This is a genomic window from Bifidobacterium hominis (genome assembly GCF_040095915.1).
GTDB classification, from domain to species: Bacteria; Actinomycetota; Actinomycetes; order Actinomycetales; family Bifidobacteriaceae; genus Bifidobacterium; species Bifidobacterium hominis.
In genome coordinates this window covers 158321-181258 of record NZ_JBBMFR010000003.1, presented here as the reverse complement: position 1 = coordinate 181258, position 22938 = coordinate 158321, and the positions used below count along the sequence as shown (strand labels likewise).

Annotated in this window: 17 protein-coding genes; 4 read left to right on the top strand and 13 right to left on the bottom strand. The window is 56.2% G+C overall.

Annotation, left to right across the window (positions count from 1 at the left end):
* The 6 genes from WMO36_RS03535 to WMO36_RS03510 form a co-directional block, all read right to left on the bottom strand.
* Positions 1-1221, bottom strand: a complete 1221-nt coding sequence (locus WMO36_RS03535; RefSeq protein ID WP_349076812.1) for an ABC transporter permease — start codon at positions 1219-1221, stop codon at positions 1-3.
* Between the two features lie 125 nt (positions 1222-1346).
* Complete coding sequence (locus WMO36_RS03530) at positions 1347-2702, bottom strand: ABC transporter permease (protein WP_174767614.1); 1356 nt, start codon at positions 2700-2702, stop codon at positions 1347-1349.
* A 16-nt stretch (positions 2703-2718) separates the two neighbouring features.
* A complete protein-coding gene (locus WMO36_RS03525; RefSeq protein ID WP_349076810.1) occupies positions 2719-3990 on the bottom strand; it encodes a Fe-S-containing protein in 1272 nt (423 codons plus the stop codon).
* A gap of 344 nt (positions 3991-4334) precedes the next feature.
* The gene (locus WMO36_RS03520) at positions 4335-4997 is read right to left on the bottom strand and encodes an iron transporter (RefSeq protein WP_022244781.1); all 663 of its coding nucleotides are present in this window, start codon (positions 4995-4997) and stop codon (positions 4335-4337) included.
* Positions 4998-5088: 91 nt separating this feature from the next.
* Positions 5089-6852 carry an FTR1 family iron permease gene (locus tag WMO36_RS03515; RefSeq protein ID WP_349076808.1) on the bottom strand — a complete coding sequence of 588 codons (1764 nt, stop codon included), beginning with the start codon at positions 6850-6852 and terminating at the stop codon, positions 5089-5091.
* A gap of 392 nt (positions 6853-7244) precedes the next feature.
* Positions 7245-8669 (bottom strand): MFS transporter, encoded by a 1425-nt coding sequence (locus tag WMO36_RS03510; RefSeq protein WP_435374525.1) that lies wholly within the window; start codon positions 8667-8669, stop codon positions 7245-7247.
* A gap of 217 nt (positions 8670-8886) precedes the next feature.
* On the opposite strand from WMO36_RS03510, the gene WMO36_RS03505 reads away from it, so the two are divergent.
* Positions 8887-9855 (top strand): FAD:protein FMN transferase, encoded by a 969-nt coding sequence (locus WMO36_RS03505; RefSeq protein ID WP_349076805.1) that lies wholly within the window; start codon positions 8887-8889, stop codon positions 9853-9855.
* Positions 9856-9940: 85 nt separating this feature from the next.
* Here WMO36_RS03505 and WMO36_RS03500 read toward each other — a convergent pair whose 3' ends face one another.
* From WMO36_RS03500 to WMO36_RS03485, 4 genes are all read right to left on the bottom strand, one after another.
* Positions 9941-11773 (bottom strand): ABC transporter ATP-binding protein, encoded by a 1833-nt coding sequence (locus WMO36_RS03500; protein ID WP_349076803.1) that lies wholly within the window; start codon positions 11771-11773, stop codon positions 9941-9943.
* A gap of 1 nt (position 11774) precedes the next feature.
* Positions 11775-13724 carry an ABC transporter ATP-binding protein gene (locus tag WMO36_RS03495; protein ID WP_435374522.1) on the bottom strand — a complete coding sequence of 650 codons (1950 nt, stop codon included), beginning with the start codon at positions 13722-13724 and terminating at the stop codon, positions 11775-11777.
* 305 nt (positions 13725-14029) lie between these two features.
* Complete coding sequence (locus WMO36_RS03490) at positions 14030-14524, bottom strand: MarR family winged helix-turn-helix transcriptional regulator (protein ID WP_118269203.1); 495 nt, start codon at positions 14522-14524, stop codon at positions 14030-14032.
* Between the two features lie 118 nt (positions 14525-14642).
* A complete protein-coding gene (locus WMO36_RS03485; RefSeq protein WP_349076802.1) occupies positions 14643-15608 on the bottom strand; it encodes an aldo/keto reductase in 966 nt (321 codons plus the stop codon).
* A 555-nt stretch (positions 15609-16163) separates the two neighbouring features.
* Between WMO36_RS03485 and thiS the strand changes: the two genes are divergently transcribed.
* The 3 genes from thiS to WMO36_RS03470 all read left to right on the top strand — a co-directional run bounded on the left by thiS (position 16164) and on the right by WMO36_RS03470 (position 18217).
* Positions 16164-16358 carry a sulfur carrier protein ThiS gene (gene thiS / locus WMO36_RS03480; protein ID WP_003833700.1) on the top strand — a complete coding sequence of 65 codons (195 nt, stop codon included), beginning with the start codon at positions 16164-16166 and terminating at the stop codon, positions 16356-16358.
* Between the two features lie 135 nt (positions 16359-16493).
* Positions 16494-17207 (top strand): sulfur carrier protein ThiS adenylyltransferase ThiF, encoded by a 714-nt coding sequence (gene thiF / locus WMO36_RS03475; RefSeq protein ID WP_065439069.1) that lies wholly within the window; start codon positions 16494-16496, stop codon positions 17205-17207.
* A 95-nt stretch (positions 17208-17302) separates the two neighbouring features.
* On the top strand, positions 17303-18217 hold the full coding sequence (locus WMO36_RS03470) for a thiazole synthase (RefSeq protein WP_003833695.1): 915 nt from the start codon (positions 17303-17305) through the stop codon (positions 18215-18217).
* A 126-nt stretch (positions 18218-18343) separates the two neighbouring features.
* Here WMO36_RS03470 and WMO36_RS03465 read toward each other — a convergent pair whose 3' ends face one another.
* The 3 genes from WMO36_RS03465 to WMO36_RS03455 form a co-directional block, all read right to left on the bottom strand.
* Positions 18344-19858, bottom strand: a complete 1515-nt coding sequence (locus tag WMO36_RS03465) for an amino acid permease (RefSeq protein ID WP_051662131.1) — start codon at positions 19856-19858, stop codon at positions 18344-18346.
* A gap of 586 nt (positions 19859-20444) precedes the next feature.
* Positions 20445-20951, bottom strand: a complete 507-nt coding sequence (locus WMO36_RS03460) for a hypothetical protein (RefSeq protein ID WP_129901986.1) — start codon at positions 20949-20951, stop codon at positions 20445-20447.
* Positions 20952-21284: 333 nt separating this feature from the next.
* Positions 21285-22799 (bottom strand): isopeptide-forming domain-containing fimbrial protein, encoded by a 1515-nt coding sequence (locus tag WMO36_RS03455; protein ID WP_349076798.1) that lies wholly within the window; start codon positions 22797-22799, stop codon positions 21285-21287.
* Positions 22800-22938 lie beyond the last annotated feature (139 nt).

Sequence of the window (22938 nt, the reverse complement as noted above, 5' to 3'; positions counted from 1 at the left end):
TTATTCCTCCCTCAAAACGATGGCGGGGTCGATACGGGTTGCGCGGCGAACCGGCGGGATGGATGCGATGACGGCGATGAGCACGCTCAACAGCAGCGAGGCGACGCCCAACAGCCAGTTGAAGCCGATGGCACGCTCGAATACGGACACGCACAGCACGCGGGCCAGCAGGTAGCCGATGGCAGTGCCGATCAAGCCGCCAATCAGTCCGTAGATGGCGGATTCCACATAGAATTCAATGCCGATGGCCTGCGAGGATGCACCCAAGGCCTTGCGCAGGCCGATTTCATTGCGTCGCTGCGAGACGATGGAGCTGATGGTGGTGCCCACGCCCACAAACGTCAGCACGAGCACGACCAGCGACACGATCCAGAACAGGGTTTGCAGCATGGCGATGATGCGAGTGTCGGATGAGGTGATTTTGGTGACGGTCTGCGCTTTCACGCCGGTTGACGGATTCGCGTTGATCGATTTGACGACGTCGTTGAGTTCGCTACCTACCGCATTGACGGAATATTCGATCACGTCCGCACCGCGTTTGGAACCGGACAGTTTGGCCACGTCAGCGTTGACTGCGTAGACGATTTCGTCTTCGCTGCCGCCCGTATCGACGATGCCTCCGACACGAAATTCAGTGCCGGTGTTCTCCATAATGTCGGACGAAACACGGCCGTTTTCCGTGACTTGCGCTTCGGTTTGGCCAAGAGCGCCGGAATCCTGCGCATCGTCGGATGCGCGGTAGCCGATGGTTACGGTCGAACCGATGGAGACACCGAGCGCGTCGGCCACGTCACGGCCGAGCATCACATTACCTTCGCTGGGCCAATCGCCGGTTACGTTCCAATGATGGTTGAGCGCTTTCACGTCTTTGGTTATGATGCCGGCCATCGTGTATGGCGCGGAATTGATGCGCACGCTTTCATACCGGTAGGCGGCGGAACGGGCACTGTACGAACCTTTCACCATCTGGTTCAACGCTTTGACGGTATCGGTGTCGATGCCATGGGACTTTTCGGCTGATTCGGACGGCGTGACGATAAGATTCGCGCCATACGCACGCATTTCCTCGTTCATTTGCTGTGGAACGGCAATACACGTTGCCGCAAGGCAGAACAGCGTGGCAGCGCCCACCATGGAGGCGATCACGGCCATAACGGCTCGAGAACGGCGGCGGAACACCGCACCCCACAGCATGGTGAAGAACATCTTGCGATTAGTCATCTCATGCCCCTTACGGACTGTCTTGAACTCACCTACCATGCAACACCTCCGCGGACGAACAGCACAGTGTGCCGTTCGTGACCGAAGCCGCAGCCGCGGCCGAGTTTACGGAACCCAAGTTGAAATCAACGGCCATGCAAGACCTCCGCAGGTTTGAGTCCCAGAATCGAACGGATCGACGAAAACGAGGCGATCAGCACGGTGAGCGTCAACAATACGAACACCAGCACAAAAACCATTGGACGCATCGTAATGCCGGAACCGAATACCACATGTCCCACAATCTGCGCGACACCGGAACCCAACAGCGCACCGACAATCGCACCAACCAACGAAATCACAGCCGTTTCAGCGAGCATCAGGCGAGAAACCGCACCATCCGTAGCGCCAATCGCCTTCAGCAACGCCAATTCGGAACCGCGTTCGCCAATCGAGGCGGCCATCAGATTCGCCACCGCGATAGCGGCCGCAACCAACGAAAGCACGGTCATCAGCACCATCACCGCCTGCGTTTTCTGCAGCACATCGCCCTGCAATGCGGCCACCTGACGCACCTGCTTGGCTACGGAACCGGGAATAACCTCTTCGATCTGGTAAGCGATGGACGAAGGGTATGCGGTGCAATACCATGTTTCCCACTCGTCTTGCGTAAGCGCATTCGGATTCTTCGACGCCTTACGCGCCAAATCATTGTCTGGCGTGGTCAGAGCCTTGACTTCGATCTTGTCAATGGAATCAGGCAGATTCGCAAGCACCTGCGCGGTGGATGACGGAATGTACATCGCATTGTTGTCGCTATCGCCGGAATCGTAAATGCCGGTGATGGTGATCTGCTGCTTGTTGCGGCTGCCATCGGCCGTGGTTTTGTAGAGGGTTACGGTATCTCCCTTGCCTACGCCGAGTTTGGATGCGAGCGTGGTGCCAATCAGGCCTTGCGCGCTATCGTCTTTCGGCCAGGAACCGTCAAGCTTCCACCACGAACGCATGCCGTTCATGCCCGCCACGGTGGATTCGCCGGAATCCATATGCAGGGTTTTGGCGAACCATGTGCCCACGATCGGCACGCTGGAAGCCTTGCAAGAGCTGGATTCCGCCGATTTGGACGCGCAGTTCACGTCAACATGGATATTAAGTTCAGGGGCAAAATTCGTGATGTTGAACGCCCAGAAGATGGTTTTGATCTTCGGTGTATCCGATTCCTTCAAAAATGTGGTCGGATCGGATTGGGAAGTGCCGGAAGCGCTGCTGTCAGCGTCACCATCCGTGTTGTACAGGTCGTTGACGACGGCATCAGCCTTGGGCTGCACGGTGATGTTGGAACCGTACGTCGACAGTTCGGCGTTCAGCTTGTCTCCAACGTCGAACACCACGCCCAGCATGGCCACGCTGACCGTGGCCGACAGGCACACGGTGACCGCGATCAGCAGTCTGCGTTTGAACTGCCTGCTGAACGAGCGGAAAATCATTCGAAGAAAGAACATGGCTACCTCTTTCCGCTCACTGGAAATGCGTCGACAATGCGTCGAGCGTTGAAGTTTGGATTACGATTTTGCCGGATTCAACCTGATAATCGAACGGTACCGGATTGCATCCGCCCTTGAATCCGATAGTGGCGAGGTTGATGGCGACATCGCACTTCTTGCAGATGATCTTGCCATCCTTCTCGTAGTAGCCGGCATCACCGCAGTTATCGCATGCGTCAAGACCGACACCGTACGCTCCACCATTCTTTTTGATGATGATGAAACGCATCACCGTGCCATCTTTCGCCTTATATTGGAAGCGATGCAGGTGACCGTCGTTGATCTGACTGAATTTGATGGTGGCCACGCCGTCGCTCAGCGAATAATCCTCAGGCGGAGACAGCGTAATGACCTTCTTCGTTTGCGCCACACCATACGTGAGCGCGAACGTGATGCCGATCATCGCAACAAGGCTCCATGCGCCGGCCGCCTTCGCACGGCGACGGAACGCGATATGCGATCGCACAATGGCCTCGTTTGCGCCTTCCGGCTTGATTTTGAAGCCCATCACAATGCTGGCGACCACCGGAATGATGAACACCAGCACCATGGCAATGACCATATGGCGCTGATGATTAATGCACCACACCAACGCCAGGAACGCTTCCAGAGGGAAATGAACGATGCGCTTGGACTGCAGAATCTGCGCAAGATCAGTGAAATGCGAAACAAACAGCAGCGCAATCAACAGCAGCACAGCCGTAGTGAACGACCAACGAATCGCAGTGGAACGCATCGTACGGAAAATCAACGCCGCAACAATCGCAGTGACCACACCCAACGCGAAACCAAGCGCACGAAGGAGCATATCCGAAGTGAAAATCGGATCTCCCGGCTCCACGAAAATCGTCAAACGCAAAATAACATCAGGCAATGCACGGAAGGTGGTGGCGGCGATTGCAAGAGCTCCAATCGTATTCGCAATATCAAGCAACGCGCGATGATCATGCCAATTCGTAGTAATGCGACGTGCGAACAGCACAATAACGAACACCGCGATATCGAAAATCACACAACACCACAACGTAGGGTAATTGACGAACGTACGCTGATTGATCACCGCGGACGCACGCAACGCGGCGAACACAATGGCACCCGCGAATCCGATAATGAAGCCCGCAAGACGCCAGTACGCGCTCAACGGCTTGTCACGCCCCTCACCGACCGTGAGCATCACGTTCAGCGCCATAATCAGCAAAGCCGGTGCCAGCGTTCCCTGCAACACCGTGACGTACTGCGTCAGCATCTCACACCTTTCGTTATATATCCCTGTCAAAGCCTAGTGAATTCGGCACACAAAAGGAACCCCCTTACCAAGATTCCCCCAAAAGCGCGTTATCTCCCAAAAGCGTATCCCCTAAAACGCAAGAGAGCGGTTGCTTGGATGGTTGTTCGACCGTAGGCTCGGCCAAACGGCCTTGAGCGCGTCGAACGACTATCCAGGCAACCGCGAACGCCGTACCCATATTCGCGCTACTTGCATACGTTTCGCGATACGTGAACGGCGTTAACCACGAGTTGAATCTCAACATGAATTCAGGCTACATCCAAACCATTTCGCTTGGCATGTGCAGGAACTCACGTTTCAGATCACCACTCCTGCGGGGTGTAGTTCCACTCCGGGAAAGTGACCTCGAGCGGCTCGGTCCAGAAGCGGCCCTTAACGCCGGTTTCCGGATCAACATGCAGCATCCAACCCTTCTTCTCCGGAGATTCGATCTTCAGCACGAGCTTGTAGGAGCCAGCCTCGTCAAGCTTGACGTTGGCGCCGTAGTGCGGGCCGTCGGAAGCGTTCATCTGCATGAAGGTACCGGAACCAACGGTCTCGTTGTTCGCGTTGTTGATGATCTCGTAGTTCACGGTCAGATCCGGCACGAAGTCACCCTTGCCGTAGCCGAGCTCGGTGCCCTTCTCGTTGGCATGGATGTCGGCTTCCAGGTGGAAGGAAGCGTCGGCAGCCTTCAGGCCCATGCCGGACGGTTCCATATCGATCGGCTGGAAGTACACGGCGTTGACGGTCAGAGCGTCAACATCCTGATCGGAGTGCTTCTCGTCGACCTGAATCTCTTCGAAGCCGGCGCCGTTGCTGTCATCAGCGCTGGAATCGCTGGATTTGTCGGTGGTGTCCGAAGTGGAGGTGTCGGACTTGGCATCGGATGCGGAATCGTTGGAGTTGCCGCATGCGGACAGGGAGAAGGCCATGGAGCCGGCCAGCAGGATGCCGAGCAGGGCGGCGATCTTCTTATTCTTCATTGTTTTTTCTCTTCCTTTTCTTTGGTCCCTTGAGGAACGTTGGAAACTTATGGAAATCTCTAAATCTTTACTTGTGATTATTGATTGGCGCTTACTTAGCCTGTTCCGCCTGCGCGGCCAACTTCATCCTGTGTTTCTTGATGAAACCGACCACGAACAGCACAACCACCGCGATCGCGGCAATCACCTGTGCCGTAATCGTTTCGACGTACGGATACAAGCCGATCCAATCGTTAGTTGGCACGCTGCTCAAGTAGGTGCCTTCAATAAGATCACCCTCGATGAGCGCATGGATGCCGCCACCCGCGAAAATCACAACCAGCACGGCCATCAAAATCGAAGTGACGAGGAAGAACGGGCCGATCGGAATCTTCACCGAAGTGAATCGCAGAATCAGGAAGATGACGAGCAGCACCGCGGCGGCGGCCAGACCACCAACCCACATGCCGTGCGCATCCTGGCTCATGGAGTAGATGGACTCGTAGAAGATCACCGTTTCGGCGCCCTCACGGAACACGGCGAGGAAGCTCAGCATGGCAAGCGAGGTGATCATGCCCAAGCCCAGTCTCTGACCGGATTCGACCTTGCTTTGCGCGCCGGCCACAGCCGCTTCGGTCTTATTCCTGATGTAGTTGTTCCACGCTTCCACGGAGCTCTTGTTGAGCATCCAGTTGCTGGTCCACAGCAGCATGAGGGTGGCGATAAGCGCGCACACGCCTTCGGAAATCTCCTGGATCGGGCCGGAACCGCCGAACAGGAACGTGAAGAGCACGGCGACCAGACCGGAGCCGGCCAGACCTGCGACCACACCAAGGTAGATCCACTTGGTGAAACGCTTGTTGCCGGACTTCACCAGGTAGGCGATCACTGCGGCCACCACCAGCAGCGCTTCGAGGCCCTCACGGATTAGAATGAGGAACGCCTGGCCGGCGGAGCTGGTGACGAGCTTGGTGAAGCCGTTGACATTGCCGGACGCGCCACCGTCAAGGGTGGCCGCGTCTTCCACGATCCAGCTCTTCAAATCGTCGACATGCTGCTTGATTTCCTTGTCGGAACCGCCGTCGCGCATGATCTTACGAGTCATCTTGAACTGGTATTCGACCTGCGAAACACGATCGCCGGAAATCACGTTCATCACGTTCTTTTCGAAGCCGAGTTTCTCGTAGTACTGGTAGTAGGCGTTGTTGACCAGCGTGGAGCCTTCGTCGCCCTTGCCGGAAGCGGCGGCTTCGTACGCCTGATCGAGAATGACGGTCATTTCGCCGGCAACGTCACTCCACGTGCGGTCGCCTTTGCCTTTGGAAGAATTCTTCTTGGCCGCGTCGAGCTTCTTGCGCTCTTCCGCGGTTTGCGCGGCACGCTGCTTCGCGTATTCCTTAGGATTGGCGAGGTCTGCGTTCATGTCGAGCGTTTGCGCGGTTGCGTTGATTTCGGCGGTCAGCGCGTCGATTTTGGCTGCAATGGCGTCGCCTTGGTCCTGCTGGTAGGCAAGACCTTCAAGATCGGTGAATTGCTGCAGCAGTTCCTTCTGCTTGTCAGCGCTGATTGTGTCATTGACGACCTTCGAAAAATTGGACGCGTCGTAGCCAATCCAATGCGCGGTCTGAAAATCAGTGCCAGCCTGACCGTAATTGCCGTCATTGTAGTCTTTTTCGGCGGTCGCAAGCTGGTCTTCGATGTTCTTCGCAGCGGCAGCCCAGGAATCAAAATTCGTTTGACTGTCATCGGCGGCGATTGCCGACTGCGGGACCACGGTAGTCGCGAAAAGCGTGGTCAATGCGATCAGCAATGCCGCGATGAACGCGACAAGGCGACCGAACGCACCTGTAGCCCGCTGCGTATCGCAGGATGACATAAGACCGCTTCCTCTCTCAGCCGTTCATAATCCGATTCGCATGTGCGCCATCTTTGCCGTACGCACAGTGCGCACCGACTTCACAAGATAGAACGAAAAAAATTGAAATAACAGTCTTGATTTTTTGGCAGTTTTGTTGTAAACACCCATAAAACGTTGGAATTCCGCCATTCTTATTTTCTGCGATCCGCGCGCGTCGTCTCACATAGTGATTTTTTGAGGCGCTTTCGCCGTTCCTCTCCATGCATATTCGTGCGATTGGAAGATTCGGGAATTGGGAGATTTGGGATGGAGCTGGACTTTCTGACCTCACGATTCCGCCCTGGTGACCTCACGATTCCGAAAAAGCAACGAAAAACAAAATCGTGAGGTCAGCGGGCGCATGGACGGAATCAGGATTCGAGCACGTCAAGCACCTTGCGTTCGTTGTAGAACGCGAACACCACACCGCCGATGCCGCACAATACCGCGGCGCAAACAGCCGCAATACGATAGCCGGCGCCCGACGCCATGCCAATCGTGCTCACGCCGGTAAACAGCAGCATCGCCACCGACTGACCCATCTTCATCGCAAACGTGCGAGCCGCATAGAACATGCCCTGACGATCCTGACCGGTCGTTTTCGAACTCGCGTCGGCAATATTCGCAACAATCGCCTGCGGAAGAATACCGAACGCGGCCATCGGAATCGCACCGACAATCGAAAGAATCAAGCCCTGCGCCATCGGCGGAATCGCAGCGAGCAGACCGGAGCCAAGCGCGCCCGCAAACGCGAACGCACATGTGAAAATCACGAAAGCGACCAGCAGAATCCGCTTCTTGCCAACACGATTCGCCAATACATTCACCGGCAGATAGAACAGCACCGACACTGCGGTCATGAGCACGAAATAGATGGTGGTCGTGGTCTCGGGAAGTTTGAGCAGGCTTGTCACGAAGAACGGCAAACCAGTCTGGAATGTAGTGATCGCAACCCAATAGACCACGTCGGAGCAGACGAACTTGCGGAATTCGCCGTCGCCGAACGTCTGCTTCAACGATTCAATGGTCGATTCGGACGTGGGCTGCGAGTTGACGTAATCGCGTTCCTTGATGGTGAGCGGCGGAACCAGCATGCACACGAATGCGATGGCCGCCATGATGGTGAACGTCAGACGAATGGCGTTCACACGCCCCAAGCCCGGCACGAAACCAGCCCAAATCACCGGTGCCACGTACGCAATGGCGGTGCCGGCCACCCACGTGAACGAAATGGCGGTGGAGATGGTGAGCTGCTGTTTGGAATCGTGACCAAGCTCGGCGATCAGCGCGTTGTAGGGCGTGCAGTAGAACGTAAGCGCAATGTAGTAGCCGATCACCGTGACGAACAGGAACGCGCCGTTGATCCAGCTCGTATCGTTGATTGGACTCCAAAACACCAGCACGGTGACGAGGGCGAGCGGAAGGGCCGCAAATTTGAGGAACGGCATACGACGACCGGATTTTGATGTGCAACGGTCGGAAAGACTTGCCACGGCCGGATCCACGAATGCGTCGAAGAAGCGGGCGAACGCGGTGATGCCGCCGACTACGGTCACCACGCCGAGTACGGCAAGACCCTGCGGTACGAACACGGTTTGCCCTTGCGAGATGGTTTCGTTGTCAGGCTGATAGAAGTAGACGAGCCAATTCGAAATAATGCCGGAAAGTAGCGCCCAGCCGAATTGGCCGACGGCGAAAGCCCAGACTTTGGGCATCGGCAGGTTCTTCACTGCTTTTGTTATGCGCGTGGTTGTGTTTGCGTTCGTGACCGTACCTGCGTTATCGACGTGCCCCATACCAACCTCCCTGTTGACACCTTGTCAACCACTGTACCACCTGACTTACAGCTTCGTCTCTTTCTCGACACTGCCGACCTCGCGATTTTGTTTTTCGCCGCTTTTTTAAAATCGTGCGGTCAAATAATCGAAATCATGCGATCAGAAAGAGCGAAACCCTGAATCGTGCGATCAGAATCAGCTGATTTCTCATTGCACACACGCTAGCATCGGAAGCATGGATTTTTTGGGGCAGCGCATGCCGTATGTTACGGCGTTTTCCAAGGCACTCGGCACCGGCATGATGATTTCCGCAGATTCGCCGATCGACGACAAGGTGCGTTCCGCAATGGAATCGCTCATTGAGGATTACGAACACGTGCTGTCTCGATTCCGCAATGATTCGCTGATTGCGGCGATCGGCAAGGCCGAGCATGGCGGAAGTTTCGATTTTCCGGATTGGTGCGCGCCGCTGTTCGATCTGTATGATGCGCTATTTTCCGCCATTTCCGGCGCAATCGATCCGTGCGTCGGCGAGGATTTGATCCGACTTGGATACGATGCGTCGCTGAGTTTCACGGTTACACAAGATGCGCCCGAACATTTGGGCGCATTGCGCGGACGCGCCGTTTGGGGACGCGATGTGACCCGCCACGGAACCACATTGGTAACGCATGAGCCGGTGCAGTTGGATTTCGGCGCCTGCGGCAAAGGCTATCTCGTCGATCTGCTCGGGCGCATGCTGCAGTCGTCACAATTCGTGATTGATGCGGGAGGTGATTTGCTGATTCATGCGGAACAGCCTATTTCCGTCGCACTTGAGGATCCGGAAGATCAGTCCCATGCAATCGGAATCGCACATATTGCGAACGGAGCGTTGTGCGCAAGCGCACCCAGCCGACGCCATTGGAACGTGGCAGTCAACGAGCGCACCCAAATCGCCATTCATCATCTGCTCAATGCCATCGACGGACTGCCCGCGCAACAAACCGAAGCCAGCTGGGCATACGTTCCAGCAAACGCAACGCTCAATCTTGCACGCGACTACCCCACCGCCGTTGCGGACGGCCTGGCCACGGCCCTGTTCGTTTCCGACGTAGCACAACTGCAACGCACGTTCGATTTCACATACGCAACATTGGACGAATCCCGCCAAATCGCAGTCAGCCGCGACTTCCCGGCCGAACTCTTCCTGCGATCCGCATAACAGCCGAATAACAGCCGAAATAAACAAAGACCGCACGCCTTTGGGGACGTGCGGCTCCTGTGAATCAGCCAGCCAAAACGGCGAATCAGTCGGTGAGGGCGAACTGGCTGTTGTAAATGTCGGCGTAGAAACCGCCTTTGGCGAGCAGCTCCTCATGCGTACCGCTTTCCACAATGTCGCCATGGTTCATGACCAAAATCATGTCCGCATCGCGGATGGTGGACAGACGGTGCGCGATCACGAACGACGTGCGATCCACGGTCAGCGCGTCCATGGCCTTCTGAATCAGCTCTTCCGTACGCGTATCGACCGAAGAAGTAGCTTCGTCGAGAATCAGAATCGGCGCATCCTCAACCATGGCTCGCGCAATGGTGAGCAACTGCTTCTGACCCTGCGAAAGCGTGGCCTTGTCGTCAAGCACCGTGTCATAGCCGTTCGGCAGCGACATGATGTAGTGATGCAGACCCACGGCCTTGCATGCGTCCTCGATCTGCTTGCCGGTGACGCCCGGCTTCGAATACGCAATGTTTTCACGCACCGTTCCACGGAACACCCACGTATCCTGCAACACCATGGAGAACTGGTCATGCACGTTCCAGCGTGGCACGGACTTCGTATCCACACCATCAATCGCAATCGAACCGCCCGAAATCTCATAGAAACGCATCAGCAGATTCACCATCGTGGTCTTGCCGGCACCGGTCGGACCAACAATCGCAACCTTCTGACCGGACTTCACCGAAGCGGAGAAATCGTTGATGATCGTCTTGCTCGGATCGTAACCGAACTTCACATGACTGAACTCAACGTCACCGCGCACCGGTTTGCCGTTCACGCCGAGCAGCGCCTGCTTGTCGGATTCGTCGGCCATCTCCGGCTCCTCAAGGAAGCCAAACACGCGCTCGGAAGCGGCCGCGCAACGCTGCAGGTTCTGGAATGCCTGCGCGAACTGGGAAAGCGGCTGGGTGAACAGTCGAATGTACATCATGAACGCAACGATCACACCAAACTCGATCTTGCCATCCATCGCAAGCACAGCGCCAACCACGCACACAACCACGTAGCCGAAATTGCCGACGAAATTCATCAACGGCATCATCAGGCCGGAAAGGAACTGGCTCTTCCATCCCGAATCGTACAAATCGCCGTTGTACTTTTCGAACGCACGAATCGAATCAGCCTCGCCGCAATACGCCTTGACCACGGTGTGTCCGGCATACATCTCTTCGACGTGACCGTTGACATCACCCAACGCGATCTGCTGGCGCGAGAAGTACTTCTGCGAAACCTTCATGATCACACCCATGATGAGCAGGCCAACCAGGCTGGAAAGGATGGCGCACACCGTCATAATCACATTGTTGTAGAACATCATGATGAGCGCGCCCACGAACAGCGTGACCGACGTGATCAGCGAGCCGACCGACTGGCCGAGTGTCTGGCCGATGGCGTCCACATCGTTGGTGATGCGGCTGAGCACATCGCCGTAGCTGACCTTGTCGAAATACTTGAGCGGCAGCTTGTTGATCTTCACGCTGATGGCTTCGCGCAGCTCCTGTGCGGTGCGCTGCGTAACGTTCGCCATCATCCAGCTTTGCACGTAGCACAGCACCGCGTACCCCACGTACAGCGCCACCAGCAGCCATGCGATGTGCGTGACCGCGTCCATATCGATCGCACCGAGCACCGGCTTGCCGTTGACTAGCGCAGGCAGGCCTTTGGCGATCTCGTTGGTCATGTCCTTGAGCTTGTCCGGACCGACGATCTGGCATACCGTGCCGATCGCGCCCAATACGAGCGCCACAATGATGGCGGGAATATAGTGGCGGCAGAAATGCACCAGTTTCTTCATCACACCACCGAAATCCTGCGGTTCTTCAACAGCTCCGCGGCCGCGTCCCATAGGTCCTCCTGGCATATCAGCGACCCTCGCTTTCGTTCAATTCGCTTTCGACGGACGGCTTGCCGGTTTCGCCCGGCAGCTTGCTTTCGCCCGACTTGCCGCCGTTCAATTCGTCTTCGCTCAGCTGAGACTGCGCGATCTGACGGTACACATCGCAGTTTTCCAGCAGTTCGCTGTGCGTGCCCTGGCCGACCACCTTGCCGTCGTCGAGCACCACGATGCGGTCGGCATCCATGATGGTGCCGATGCGCTGCGCGACGATTAGTTTGGTGGAATCCTTCGCTTCCTTGGCGAGCGCGTCGCGTACGGCACGGTCGGTTTTGAAATCAAGTGCGGAGAAGGAATCGTCGAAAATCAGGATTTCCGGATGACGATAGACGGCTCGTGCAATCGACAGACGCTGTTTCTGCCCGCCCGACACGTTCGATCCACCCTGCGAAATCGCGGAATCGTACTGCTTTTCCTTGGTTGCGATGAATTCGGTCGCCTGCGCGACTTCACATGCGTTGCGCACGTCGGCGCGCTGTTCCGAAGTGAGTGTGCGATGCTCGTTTTGCGTTGCGATCAGCTCTTTTTCGCGCTTTCTGCCGGCCGCGGTCGAGGTATCGGCCATGTCGACGATGCCGGCATCGGTGGTGTCGAGCGGATTGTCGCCATAGCTGACATTGGATGCGATCGTTCCTTTGAACAGGAAGGATTGTTGCGGCACATATCCGATTCTGTCTCGTAATGCCTTGAGCGTGTAGTCGCGCACGTTAACGCCGTCGACGAGCACCTCGCCTTGCGTCGCGTCATAGAAACGCGGCACGAGGTTGATGAGCGAGGATTTGCCGGAGCCGGTGGAACCGATGAACGCCACGGTTTCGCCCTTCTTGGCGGTAAAGTTGATGCCTTCGAGCATGGCTTCGCGCGAATCCGGGTAAGTGAAGCACACGTTGCGGAATTCGATTTCGCCCTGCTTGCCCGCTTCGCCGGCGTCGCTGCGGGTGCCGTCGGTGATCAGCGGTTCGGTGTCGAGCACTTCGAGCACGCGCTGTGCGGACACGTCCGCTCGCGGCCACAGCACGAACACCATGCTCATCAGCAGGAAGCTCATGATCACCTGCACGGAGTAGCTGGAGAACACCACCATGTTGGAGAAGGTGGTGAGCTTGTCGGCCGCGTCGGCGGCGTCGATCAGGTAGGCGCCGATCCAGTACACGGCAAGCATAAGACCGTTCATGATGGTGTTCATCAACGGCATCATGAAGGCCATGGCACGGTTGGTGAACAGCTGGGTGTCGGTGAGTTCCTTGTTGGCCTTGGTGAACTTGGCTTCCTGGTAATCCTCGGCATTGTAGGCGCGCACCACGCGCAGGCCGGTGAGGTTCTCGCGCGCCACAAGGTTGATGTTATCGGTCAGTCGCTGCATGGACTTGAACTTCGGCATGACGAGAACCATGAGGATCGTAATGGAGACCAGCAGCACCACTACCGCGATGCCGGTGGCGAGCGTCCATTCGAGACCGTCTCCCGCAATCTTGCAGACGGCCCAAACCGCCATAATCGGCGATTTGACAATCATCATCAATCCCATGGTGATGAACATCTGAATCTGCGTAATATCGTTCGTGGAACGCGTAATCAGCGAGGCTGTGGAGAATCGGCTCATTTCAGCCGGTCCGAACGATTCTACCTTGCGGAATTCCATGGAACGCAGACGCTGGCTGAACGATGCGCCGATGCGTGCCGCGAAATAGCCGGTGATGATGGCGCATGCTGCCGATCCAAGCGAAATAAGCAGCATTTTGCCGCCGGCGATCCAAATATCGTGCATTTCGCTGCCGGGGGTTTCCACGAGGGTGGTGATGTCGGACATGTAGTCCGGCAGGGTCAGGTCAAGCCAGATCTGCCCGACGATGCTGACCAGTGCAATGAGCATCTGGCCTATCTCCGCTTTGGAGAGGTATCGCATAATGCGGAACATGCTTGGATTCCTTCTCTTGTGTTGCGTTTGAAGTTTTTGCGATTGATGGATTGGTTGGATCAACTACATGAGTTGATCGAATTGCGATTAATGATTTACATAAGTCCTATTGAATTGTCTTACGATATTTAATTACTTACAGTGTAAGACAATCTCATATTTCTGTGTATTTGCTGAGAGCGATTCTTCTCAGCTCGGTCGCGCGCGGCCAACATATACCATTCGCGACACACTCAAGGCCGTTTGGCCAAGCTTACAGTCGCGAGCGGCGCATGTGAGGCGCACGCTTACGTGGTAGGCAGTCCCTACGCAGGATCTTCAGATTCGGCTTTTGCGAAGGCTTGCTTTACTTCTTCGGCGGTGGGGCGGGGCTGGCCAGGGATGCAGATGGTCATGTATGTGGCAAATTCCTCGGTAAGATCCACGAATTCGCGCGTGCGACGCTCCCCCATCTGCGAAAAGACCCAGCAGACGGCGTCGCGCATATCCTCGCGCTGCTGCTTGGCCTTCGCCCGCCCCTGCTCGGTAAGATTCACATGCACAATGCGTCGGTCGTTGGGATCGACCTCACGCTCGATCAGACCCTTTTTTTCCAACGCAGCCAGCAGTGTGGAGATCCTGCCCGACGTGACCTTCAACGCGGTAGCCAACTGCGAAGGCGTTTGCGCGCCCTTGAACTCAAGCTCGCGAATAATGAATGGCTCGCCCTTGGAATCACGCGACATCGCCTGCTGCATCTGAGACTTCTTACCCCAGACCACTTTCATCAGCTTGTCAAACGACTCCCGCTCGAAGCCCACGCTTCACCTCGCCTTATTCGATGCCCATCAGTTATGTCTCGATAATATCTTTTACTGTAAACATTTTTTCGATCGCAACGTGCAAGTACAGGAAAACGCCCAAAAAAGGAAACGATAATCAGCAAGGAAGCATCGCAAGCTCTTCTTGAGTGAGCTGAAGTTGCGTTGCAGCGAAGGAATCGTTGATTTCCTGCGGATTGCGAGCGCTGGGAATGGTGAACAGACGTTCGTAACGGGTCAATTCCCACGCCAGCACCACACGCTGGTAGGAGCAACCACGTTGCGCGGCAACCGTGCGGAACGGATCGTACGCGCTCTGATCGAACGTATCGAGGAATCCGCCGAGCGGCGACCAACAGACGAATGCGAGCCCCAATTCGGCGCAATGCTCCATCGTATGTTCCGGATCGGGATGCGACGGCGAGAACTGGTTTTGCACGGCGACCAAGCCGCTGCCAATAATGCTGCGTGCAAGGTCGATCTGCTCGTTATTCACACGGGAGATGCCCGCATATTTGATCACGCCTTCGTCGAGCAGCTGCTTCAACGCGCCGCATTGGTCTTCGTAAGGCACCGCGGGATCGGGGCCATGCGAATACAACAGGTCGAGCGTATCGACGCCCAAGTGCAACGCGGACTCCTTGGCGTCACGAATCATGGTTTCGGTGCGGGAGTCGGCAATCCAACCGTAGCGGCTGCCTTCGGCCTGCAAACGCTGGCTTTGCGGGCGGCTCTCATCAGCGCCCACCGAATGCGTACCGTCAGTGGCCGCGACCGCTTCGCAAGTACGGCGATACCCGGTTTTGGTGGCGACGAGCACTTCATCTCGGGGGCCATTCCACGAAGTGAGCGCATCACGCACCAACTTTTCGCCGTAGCCAAGGTCTTCCGCAGTGCCGGTGCCAGGCTCGCTCGGCAGATAATATGACCAAGCCGTGTCCAAATAGCGAACACCCGCGTCCAAACCGGCATGAATCGTACGAATCGCGGTATCGCGATCCGGGCGCCCCTCAATCGCCAAAGCCATCGTTCCCATACCAAGCCGAGGAATCGTAAATCCTGCCAACTCGCCGTCCATCATCATCTTCCCCTTCCTTGCAAGCACTCAGCCGATTCGCACATGTTCACATCAAGACTAACCCAACGTGAACCGGCGCAAGCTTGTCGGGCGCGTGCGCGAAGATGAAGGCACAACCGAACGGGAGCCGAAAGGCTGAGAGGGAGCTCATAGAGCTTCGACCGAGGACTTGATGCGGGTAATGCCGCCGTAAGGAGACGGGTTGTTCACGCCGCAAGACGTATCTCATCTTCCGTTCGCGATAACCGAATATCGCGTGATTAGGGTCACGGAGGGGCGCACCACCTCATAGGGTACGGTTCCTTCGGCGACCCTTTTTTCGTACCAACCTTGAGTGCCCGATTCTGCAGAAACGGACGCACAAGCGGCTCGAACAAGCGCCTACGTGTCCGATTCACCAGAAACGGACATCCGTGGACTGAAATAGATGCCGTGCGTGTCCGATTCTGCAGAATCGGACATTTAAAGACCGACAATGAACCTCCGGATGTCCGATTCACCAGAAACGGACATTTGGAGTGCAGGAAGCATGTGTCACGACAGACACAGAAGGGAACCGCAATGATCATCAACGGTAAGGAAGAGAACATCGCCACGCCGATCACCGTGGCCGAACTGATCGAAAGCAAGGGTCTGCGCGCCGACCGCGTGGCTGTCGAGCTCAATGGTGAGATCGTGCCTCGCACCCAGCGTGCGCAGACGCAGCTCAAGGGCACCGATACGTTGGAAATCGTCACGTTCGTGCAGGGCGGCTGAACCACTTTCAAAATTTCTTGCGATTACGACCGGCACAATGCACGCGTAACAATCGCAAGAACATACAAAACACAACCAACCCGGCAAAAACAACGCACGAACGGAAAACGAGAATACGAGAATACGAGAACAACCATGACTTTTGAACCATCCGCATCGCAGGCGCAGATCGACGCCCGCCAGCACGCTTTCGACAACCAGCCCGACCCGACCACGCTCGTCAGCCGCGAAGAAATCCGTGCGGCCCTGCTCGACCGTCATACCGCAGCCACGCAAGACAAGCTCGACGCGGCGCACGTGGCCATTTGCGGCTGCGGCGGCCTCGGATCGACCATTGCGGTGGCGTTGACCCGCATTGGCGTCGGTCACCTGCATCTGATTGATTTTGATCGCGTGGATATGACAAATCTGAATCGTCAGCAGTATTTTTTGAAGGATCTTGGGCAGTACAAGACGGAAGCATTGCGCAGTAACTTGCGTCAGATCAATCCTTTTATCGATATCACCATTGATACCGTGAAAGTGACCGACGAGAACGTGCCGACGCTGTTCGACAATGAGGATATTATTTGCGAAGCGTTCGACGTGCCGGAAAACAAGACGATGCTGGTGAATGCCGTGCTTGAGAATCTGCCGGACAAGAAGTTGGTGAGCGCTTCGGGAATGGCAGGATTCCGCAGTTCCAATTTGGTGAATACTCGTCGCGTTTCGAAGAATTTCTACTTCTGCGGCGACGGCGAAACCGCTCCGGTGCCGGGCGCTGGTCTGATGGCACCGCGCGTGGGTGTGGTCGCCTGCCACGAAGCCAATATGATCACTCGCTTGATTCTCGGCGAAGAAGACGCCTGACAGCGAAACGCAAACACAAACGCAATTGCAATTGCAATCGCAAATTGCAAATTGCAACGAATGACACAACACTAATCGCATAGTAAGGATTAACCATGAGCACCGAAAACACGATCACCACCGCGGAAAAAGACTTCGCGGCGGCACCGAACGCCACGCTCGACGAGCTGGTCGGCACCACCACGAACACCGCACTGCTGCCGGAACCGGATGCGCACGCATATGACGAAATCGCCACCGGCGACGCCGATCCGTTGATCCTCGGCGGACACAAGTTCACGAGCCGCTTCATCCTCGGTTCCGGCCGCTACGATCTGAACCTCATCAAGGCGACCATTGAGAACGCGGGCACGCAGATCGTCACCATGGCGTTGCGTCGCTGCCGTACCACCGAAAACAATCTGCTCGACTACATTCCGAAAGGCATCACCATGCTGCCGAACACGTCCGGCGCACGCAATGCCGAGGAAGCGGTGCGTATTGCACGTCTCGCCCGCGAAGTGTGCCAGACGGACTTCGTGAAGGTGGAGATCGAACATGAGGCGAAGTATCTGCTGCCCGACAATGAGGAAACCATCAAAGCCACGAAACAGCTGGCAAAAGAAGGCTTCGTGGTCATGCCGTACATGTTCCCCGATCCGATTGCGGCGAAGCGTCTTGAAGACGCGGGTGCGGCTTGCGTAATGCCGCTGGGCGCGATGATCGGCTCGAATAAGGGTCTGCGTGCACGCGATTTCATTGAAGTGATCATCAAGAACTCCAATGTTCCGGTGATCATCGACGCTGGTATTGGCCGTCCGAGCCAGGCTGCGGAAGCCATGGAAATGGGCGCGGACGCGGTGATGGCATACACGGCCATCGCTTCCGCCGGCAATATTCCGCTGATGGCACGCGCTTTCAAGAAGGCGATCGAAGCGGGTCGTGAAGCGTATTTGTCTGGCTTGGGCAAGGTTACGGAAGATCATGCCGTGCCGTCCAGCCCGACGAACGAGGCCGACTACATCGGCTGATTTGCACTGGATCCCGTAATGGGGATTCGCGCAAAGACCATGCTGAAAGGGGCGTTTGCCGAACGTACGTGATGCACTCACGTTCGGCAAACGCCCCTTACTTGTATCCTGCGTTACCTGCAAACGTTACTGCTGCAAGGCTTCCTTAAGATCGCGATTCTGGAATCGTTCGTGTAGCAGGCAATATCCGCCAAACGCAACCAGCCAAATCAGACCGGCAATCGCAGAACCAATCGTGTCCGTCGACAGGAACAACGTGACATACACGAGCACAAAGAACGTGATCGCAATCCAATCAAACACCTGCCAAGCGGGCATGACGAAACCGTCCGGTAGAAAATCGCTGCTCTGACGATACCTGTGGTGGGCGAGCATCGTCAGCACGTAAATGAAAATCACCACAGCGCTGGCGGCCGAAGCGAATAGCACGAACGCGCCGGAAATACCCGGAATCGCGTTGATGATCGGGGAGAACAGAATCATGCAACCCGAAGCGACGATCGCCTTCGCAGGCACCTTGTGGTCGGAAACCTCAGCCAAACGCGCCATCGCAGGCGACTCGGAATCCGAAGCAAGCTGATACAAGTGACGACCGGCCGAATAAATCAGCGAATTCAACGCCGACGCGGCAGCCGTAATCACCACGAAGAACACCAGGGCGGCGGCCCAATCAAGACCCGCATATTTGAACACCATGATGAACGGCGAACCGAACGAGCCATCGGAATTCTCGTGAAAGTTACGCCAGGGCACAATAGCCATGATCGCGATCAGCGCGCCCACGTAGAAGATCAGAATACGCATGATCAGCTCGTTCACCGCCTTCGGCAGCACCTCGCGCGGATTCTGCGTTTCCGACACCGTGACACCCACGAATTCGATGAGCTGGTAGGCGAAGAACACCATTTGGAAGCTCATGAAGAAGTTCATCCAACCGTTCGGCGCGAGCTGGAAGCCGTCGGTGATATTCGTAAGGCTCACCGTGGCACCCGACACCGTGCCGTCCACGCCTTCGATGTGCGTGGCGGGGTAGCTGAAGCCGATGATCAGCATCACGATGGCGGTGACGATCAGACCGACGATCAGCGTGATCTTGATCATGGAGAACCAGAATTCCGCCTCGCCGAACACTTTCACCGCAATCAGATTGATGCCGGTGAGCGCTACGAGGAAGCACAGTTCGATCAACCACTTCCACGAGTTCAGGTCTATGCCGAATGTGCCGAAGAACGTTACGAAATATGTGCTTACGGCGGTGATTTCGGTCATGCCGGTCAGAATGAGCACGATCCAATACGTCCAGCCGGCGAACTTGCCCCACCCGCGGCCGAGATAGCGCGTGATGAAGTTGATGAACGTGTGCTGGCTAGGATCGCTGTACATCATTTCGCCGATGGCACGCATCAGCAGGAACATAATCAGGCCAACGCCGATGTACACGAAAATGATGCTCGGGCCGGTCAGTGCGATCGACTTGCCGGAGCCTAGGAACAGGCCGGTGCCTATGGTGCCTCCGATGGCGATGAACTGGACGTGGCGGTTTTTCAGGCCTCGCTCCATTTCGTTGCTTTGGTCGAGGCTTTCGACGGATTTGATGTGCGCGGCGCTTGAGCCCGCGGAATTGGTGTTCTCGGAAGTCATAATGTTCACTACCCTACCCCGCGAACCGCACATTGCGCCCGCCGAAGCTTTGTTTTTGGGCACGTACGCAGATTTTGCGGCACTGGCGCATCCCGTTTGTGGTCAACCGTGCCCATCCGACCACCTTATTCCCGTATTTTCGCCTCGCCATACCCCCCTGCCGCCCTATCTCGTCTATATATGGCAGATTCACGAGGTTGACCGCTACTTTCTCGCTTGCGTATGGCACTTGCTCACGGCAAAACACCACTTAGGGGGTACGTTTTGGGCGTATTTCCGCAGGCTGGCTGCCATATATAAGCGAAATGGCTCATGACGCATGAGCAAATCTGCCATATATAAGTGAGATACGCCCAACCGTCCGACACAAATCGCGCCTTGCTTGTCCGATTCTGCAGAAACGGACACCCACAGCACACTTTCAGTACTCCAGTTGTCCGATTCTGGAGAAACGGACATCCGCAACGCACTTTCGCCGCATTACTTGTCCGATTCACCAGAAACGGACAACTGAGACCCGTTTTTGCCTGTGTACCTGTCCGATTCTGCAGAATCGGACACTTATGAGGCATAACGATGGTCTGGGTCAGGCGGTGGCGGCGATTTGCCCGCGCAGTTCGGCGTTCGCGCGTTCCAGTTCGTCGATACGGCGTGCCTGCTGTTTGATGATGATGCTCGCAGTTCCCACGTCGATGCCGTCGTCGCCTTGCGCTTTGACGGGAATATGTTCCATCGTCCTGTTGGTGATGCTATCGAGGTTGCGCCTCATCACGAACGCATGCTCATACCGGTTGACGAGTTGCGCGATGATCTCGCTGTCGCTCATGTTGCCGCTGCCGGTCACGGATTTGATGGCCAACGTTTTCCAACGGTCCACACACCGTTCGATGCGCTTGTATCCGATGAGATCCGGCGGAAGTCCCGCTTCCCGGAAGATTTTGGTTGGCGATTCGCCCGTCAAGTAGCGGATGGTGCACACTTGCTTGAACGAATCGGCGTAGGTGATGCGATTGCGCGTTACGTTGGCGACCGCTGGCAGTCCGCGCAATAGTTGGATTTCCTCGTCGCTGAATGCTCCCCCACCTCGTGCCATGGCACCCGCCTTTCCACTGTTTTCATGGATGTGCTTGCGATTGTAGGGTGCCATTGTCGTGAGATGCCCCCACCTGCAACCCCTGCATGATTGCTTTGTTTGACGCATGTTTTGATGCCTGTTTTGCCACTTGCGGATGTTTTTCATGCCAGATTTCGCCGTTTGGTACCGGATTTCACCCGCTTCGATCCCGTATTGCCCCGTACAAAACCTTCACCCCTAAAAAGTATGGAAAGGCACGAAAAGACACGAAAAGCGGGCATCCACGGATGGTTTCCGCGAATGCCCGCTTATTTCGTTTTTTCGCTTATTGTTTCAGCGATTGAGCGCGTATCAGCGCACGCGCTGGCGCGACTTGAGTGCGACGGTAACGCCGGCACCTGCCACGAGCAGCGCCACCACGGTGAAGAGGGTCGTGCCCGCAGCACCGGTAAGCGGCAGCTGGGTGACGTTCTTCACGTTCTTGACCTGGTATTTATCGGAAGACTCCTTCGGAGCCAGGCCCCACACATCCGTACCCTTGAACTTGACCTCACCATTCTCAATGATGACATTGAACTTGGCCTTGAGGCTCTGCTGGAAGCCATTCGGAACCGTGGTTTCGTTGACTTCGTAGGTGCCATCTGCAAGACCCTTGAAGGTCACTGTGCCGGTCTTGTCAGAGGTGGCGGTGAACGAACCATCCACACCCGGAACGCGGATCGTGAACGTAGCACCGGCCAGCGGATTGCCTTGAGCGTCGGTCTTGGTAAAGGAGAACCCGCTATTGGTGATGGTAGTGCTGTCAGTAGCTTCAGCACCATTGTCGGAGAGCACGACCGCGTTAGTCACGGCCTTGCTGCCGGAGGCTCCCGCTTCAGTAACCTTGGCAGCATAGGTCACAGTAATGAGTGCACCTGCGGTCTGCTTCTGGATGGAACTGATGGTGACGGTGAAGGTGCCATTCTTGTTTTGGGCCACGGTGTAATCCGTACCCTTGTTCAGGCTCTTATCGCCGACCGTCACCTTAAGGGAATCGAAATCCACAGTCTGGCCAGCAGACGGGGTATCCGTGTAGGTGTAGCCGTAATCGCTGTAGTACTGCGTGTTCTGCGGCACCTTGCTCGTAATGGTGTATGTCACTTTCTGGCCAACGGAAGCGGTGATGACGTCCTCTCCATTCACCTTCTTGGTCACGGCAGTGGTCTGGTTCTTAATGGCCACAGTTGCCTCAGTGAGCGGATTCAGCACGCCATCCTTAACGTTACCGGAGCCAACGAGGATTGCGATAGACGGAGTGGCAGCTCCATTGGTGCCAACCGAGTAATCCGCGTCCACAAACAGGTACAGGCCTGCAGGGAGCGTCACAGTAGCGGAAGTGCCATTAGCGGCAGCACCCAAATCAACCTCTTCTGCGGTACCAAGCTTGTCAGTCGTGGTCTTCAGCGATTCCACAAACTTACGGGAAGCGCTATTATTCCATGCACCATCTGCAGAATTGTCCACAGACAGCACGCCTTCGGCGAGCGCCCAAGCCATCAGATCGCCGCCATCGGTCGGAACCGTCTTATTAGTGCCTGCAACAGCAGCTTCGAGCGCAGCCTTGATGCCGGAGTTATCCGTCACCGTGCCGGCAGTCTGCACACCGTACGTTGCATTGCTACCAGTGCCGTACTGCACGTAGTCAGCGATCTTGTAGGCGTCCAGCTTACGATTGGTCAGCTGCTTGGCGTCCTGAGCAGTGAATGTGAAATTCACCTTACTAGTGACGACAGTGCCGCTGCCGTCAGCCTGTGCGCTTGCCGCGCTCAGGGCCATGCCGCCCAGCAACGTCGCAGCGGCGGCGATACCGGCGAAAAGTTTCCTCATCTTCATGAGAATCCCCTCTCATTGTGTTGTTGATGCTGTGTTTGTTTTTGCTAACGGGATCTGAAGCCCAACATGCTCCGGATCCACAAATTTGTGATGTGCGGCTGGACCGCCCCGTGAAGGTTGGTAGGGCAGTCCA

What these genes read in the sequence shown, in the direction of transcription:
- WMO36_RS03535 (WP_349076812.1), bottom strand. Translation starts at nt 1,221, where the DNA reads ATGACTAATCGCAAGATGTTCTTCACCATGCTGTGGGGTGCGGTGTTC.
- WMO36_RS03530 (WP_174767614.1), bottom strand. Translation starts at nt 2,702, where the DNA reads ATGTTCTTTCTTCGAATGATTTTCCGCTCGTTCAGCAGGCAGTTCAAA.
- WMO36_RS03525 (WP_349076810.1), bottom strand. Translation starts at nt 3,990, where the DNA reads ATGCTGACGCAGTACGTCACGGTGTTGCAGGGAACGCTGGCACCGGCT.
- WMO36_RS03520 (WP_022244781.1), bottom strand. Translation starts at nt 4,997, where the DNA reads ATGAAGAATAAGAAGATCGCCGCCCTGCTCGGCATCCTGCTGGCCGGC.
- WMO36_RS03515 (WP_349076808.1), bottom strand. Translation starts at nt 6,852, where the DNA reads ATGTCATCCTGCGATACGCAGCGGGCTACAGGTGCGTTCGGTCGCCTT.
- WMO36_RS03510 (WP_435374525.1), bottom strand. Translation starts at nt 8,669, where the DNA reads ATGGGGCACGTCGATAACGCAGGTACGGTCACGAACGCAAACACAACC.
- WMO36_RS03505 (WP_349076805.1), top strand. Translation starts at nt 8,887, where the DNA reads ATGGATTTTTTGGGGCAGCGCATGCCGTATGTTACGGCGTTTTCCAAG.
- WMO36_RS03500 (WP_349076803.1), bottom strand. Translation starts at nt 11,773, where the DNA reads ATGCCAGGAGGACCTATGGGACGCGGCCGCGGAGCTGTTGAAGAACCG.
- WMO36_RS03495 (WP_435374522.1), bottom strand. Translation starts at nt 13,724, where the DNA reads ATGTTCCGCATTATGCGATACCTCTCCAAAGCGGAGATAGGCCAGATG.
- WMO36_RS03485 (WP_349076802.1), bottom strand. Translation starts at nt 15,608, where the DNA reads ATGATGATGGACGGCGAGTTGGCAGGATTTACGATTCCTCGGCTTGGT.
- thiS (WP_003833700.1), top strand. Translation starts at nt 16,164, where the DNA reads ATGATCATCAACGGTAAGGAAGAGAACATCGCCACGCCGATCACCGTG.
- thiF (WP_065439069.1), top strand. Translation starts at nt 16,494, where the DNA reads ATGACTTTTGAACCATCCGCATCGCAGGCGCAGATCGACGCCCGCCAG.
- WMO36_RS03470 (WP_003833695.1), top strand. Translation starts at nt 17,303, where the DNA reads ATGAGCACCGAAAACACGATCACCACCGCGGAAAAAGACTTCGCGGCG.
- WMO36_RS03465 (WP_051662131.1), bottom strand. Translation starts at nt 19,858, where the DNA reads ATGACTTCCGAGAACACCAATTCCGCGGGCTCAAGCGCCGCGCACATC.
- WMO36_RS03460 (WP_129901986.1), bottom strand. Translation starts at nt 20,951, where the DNA reads ATGGCACGAGGTGGGGGAGCATTCAGCGACGAGGAAATCCAACTATTG.
- WMO36_RS03455 (WP_349076798.1), bottom strand. Translation starts at nt 22,799, where the DNA reads ATGAGGAAACTTTTCGCCGGTATCGCCGCCGCTGCGACGTTGCTGGGC.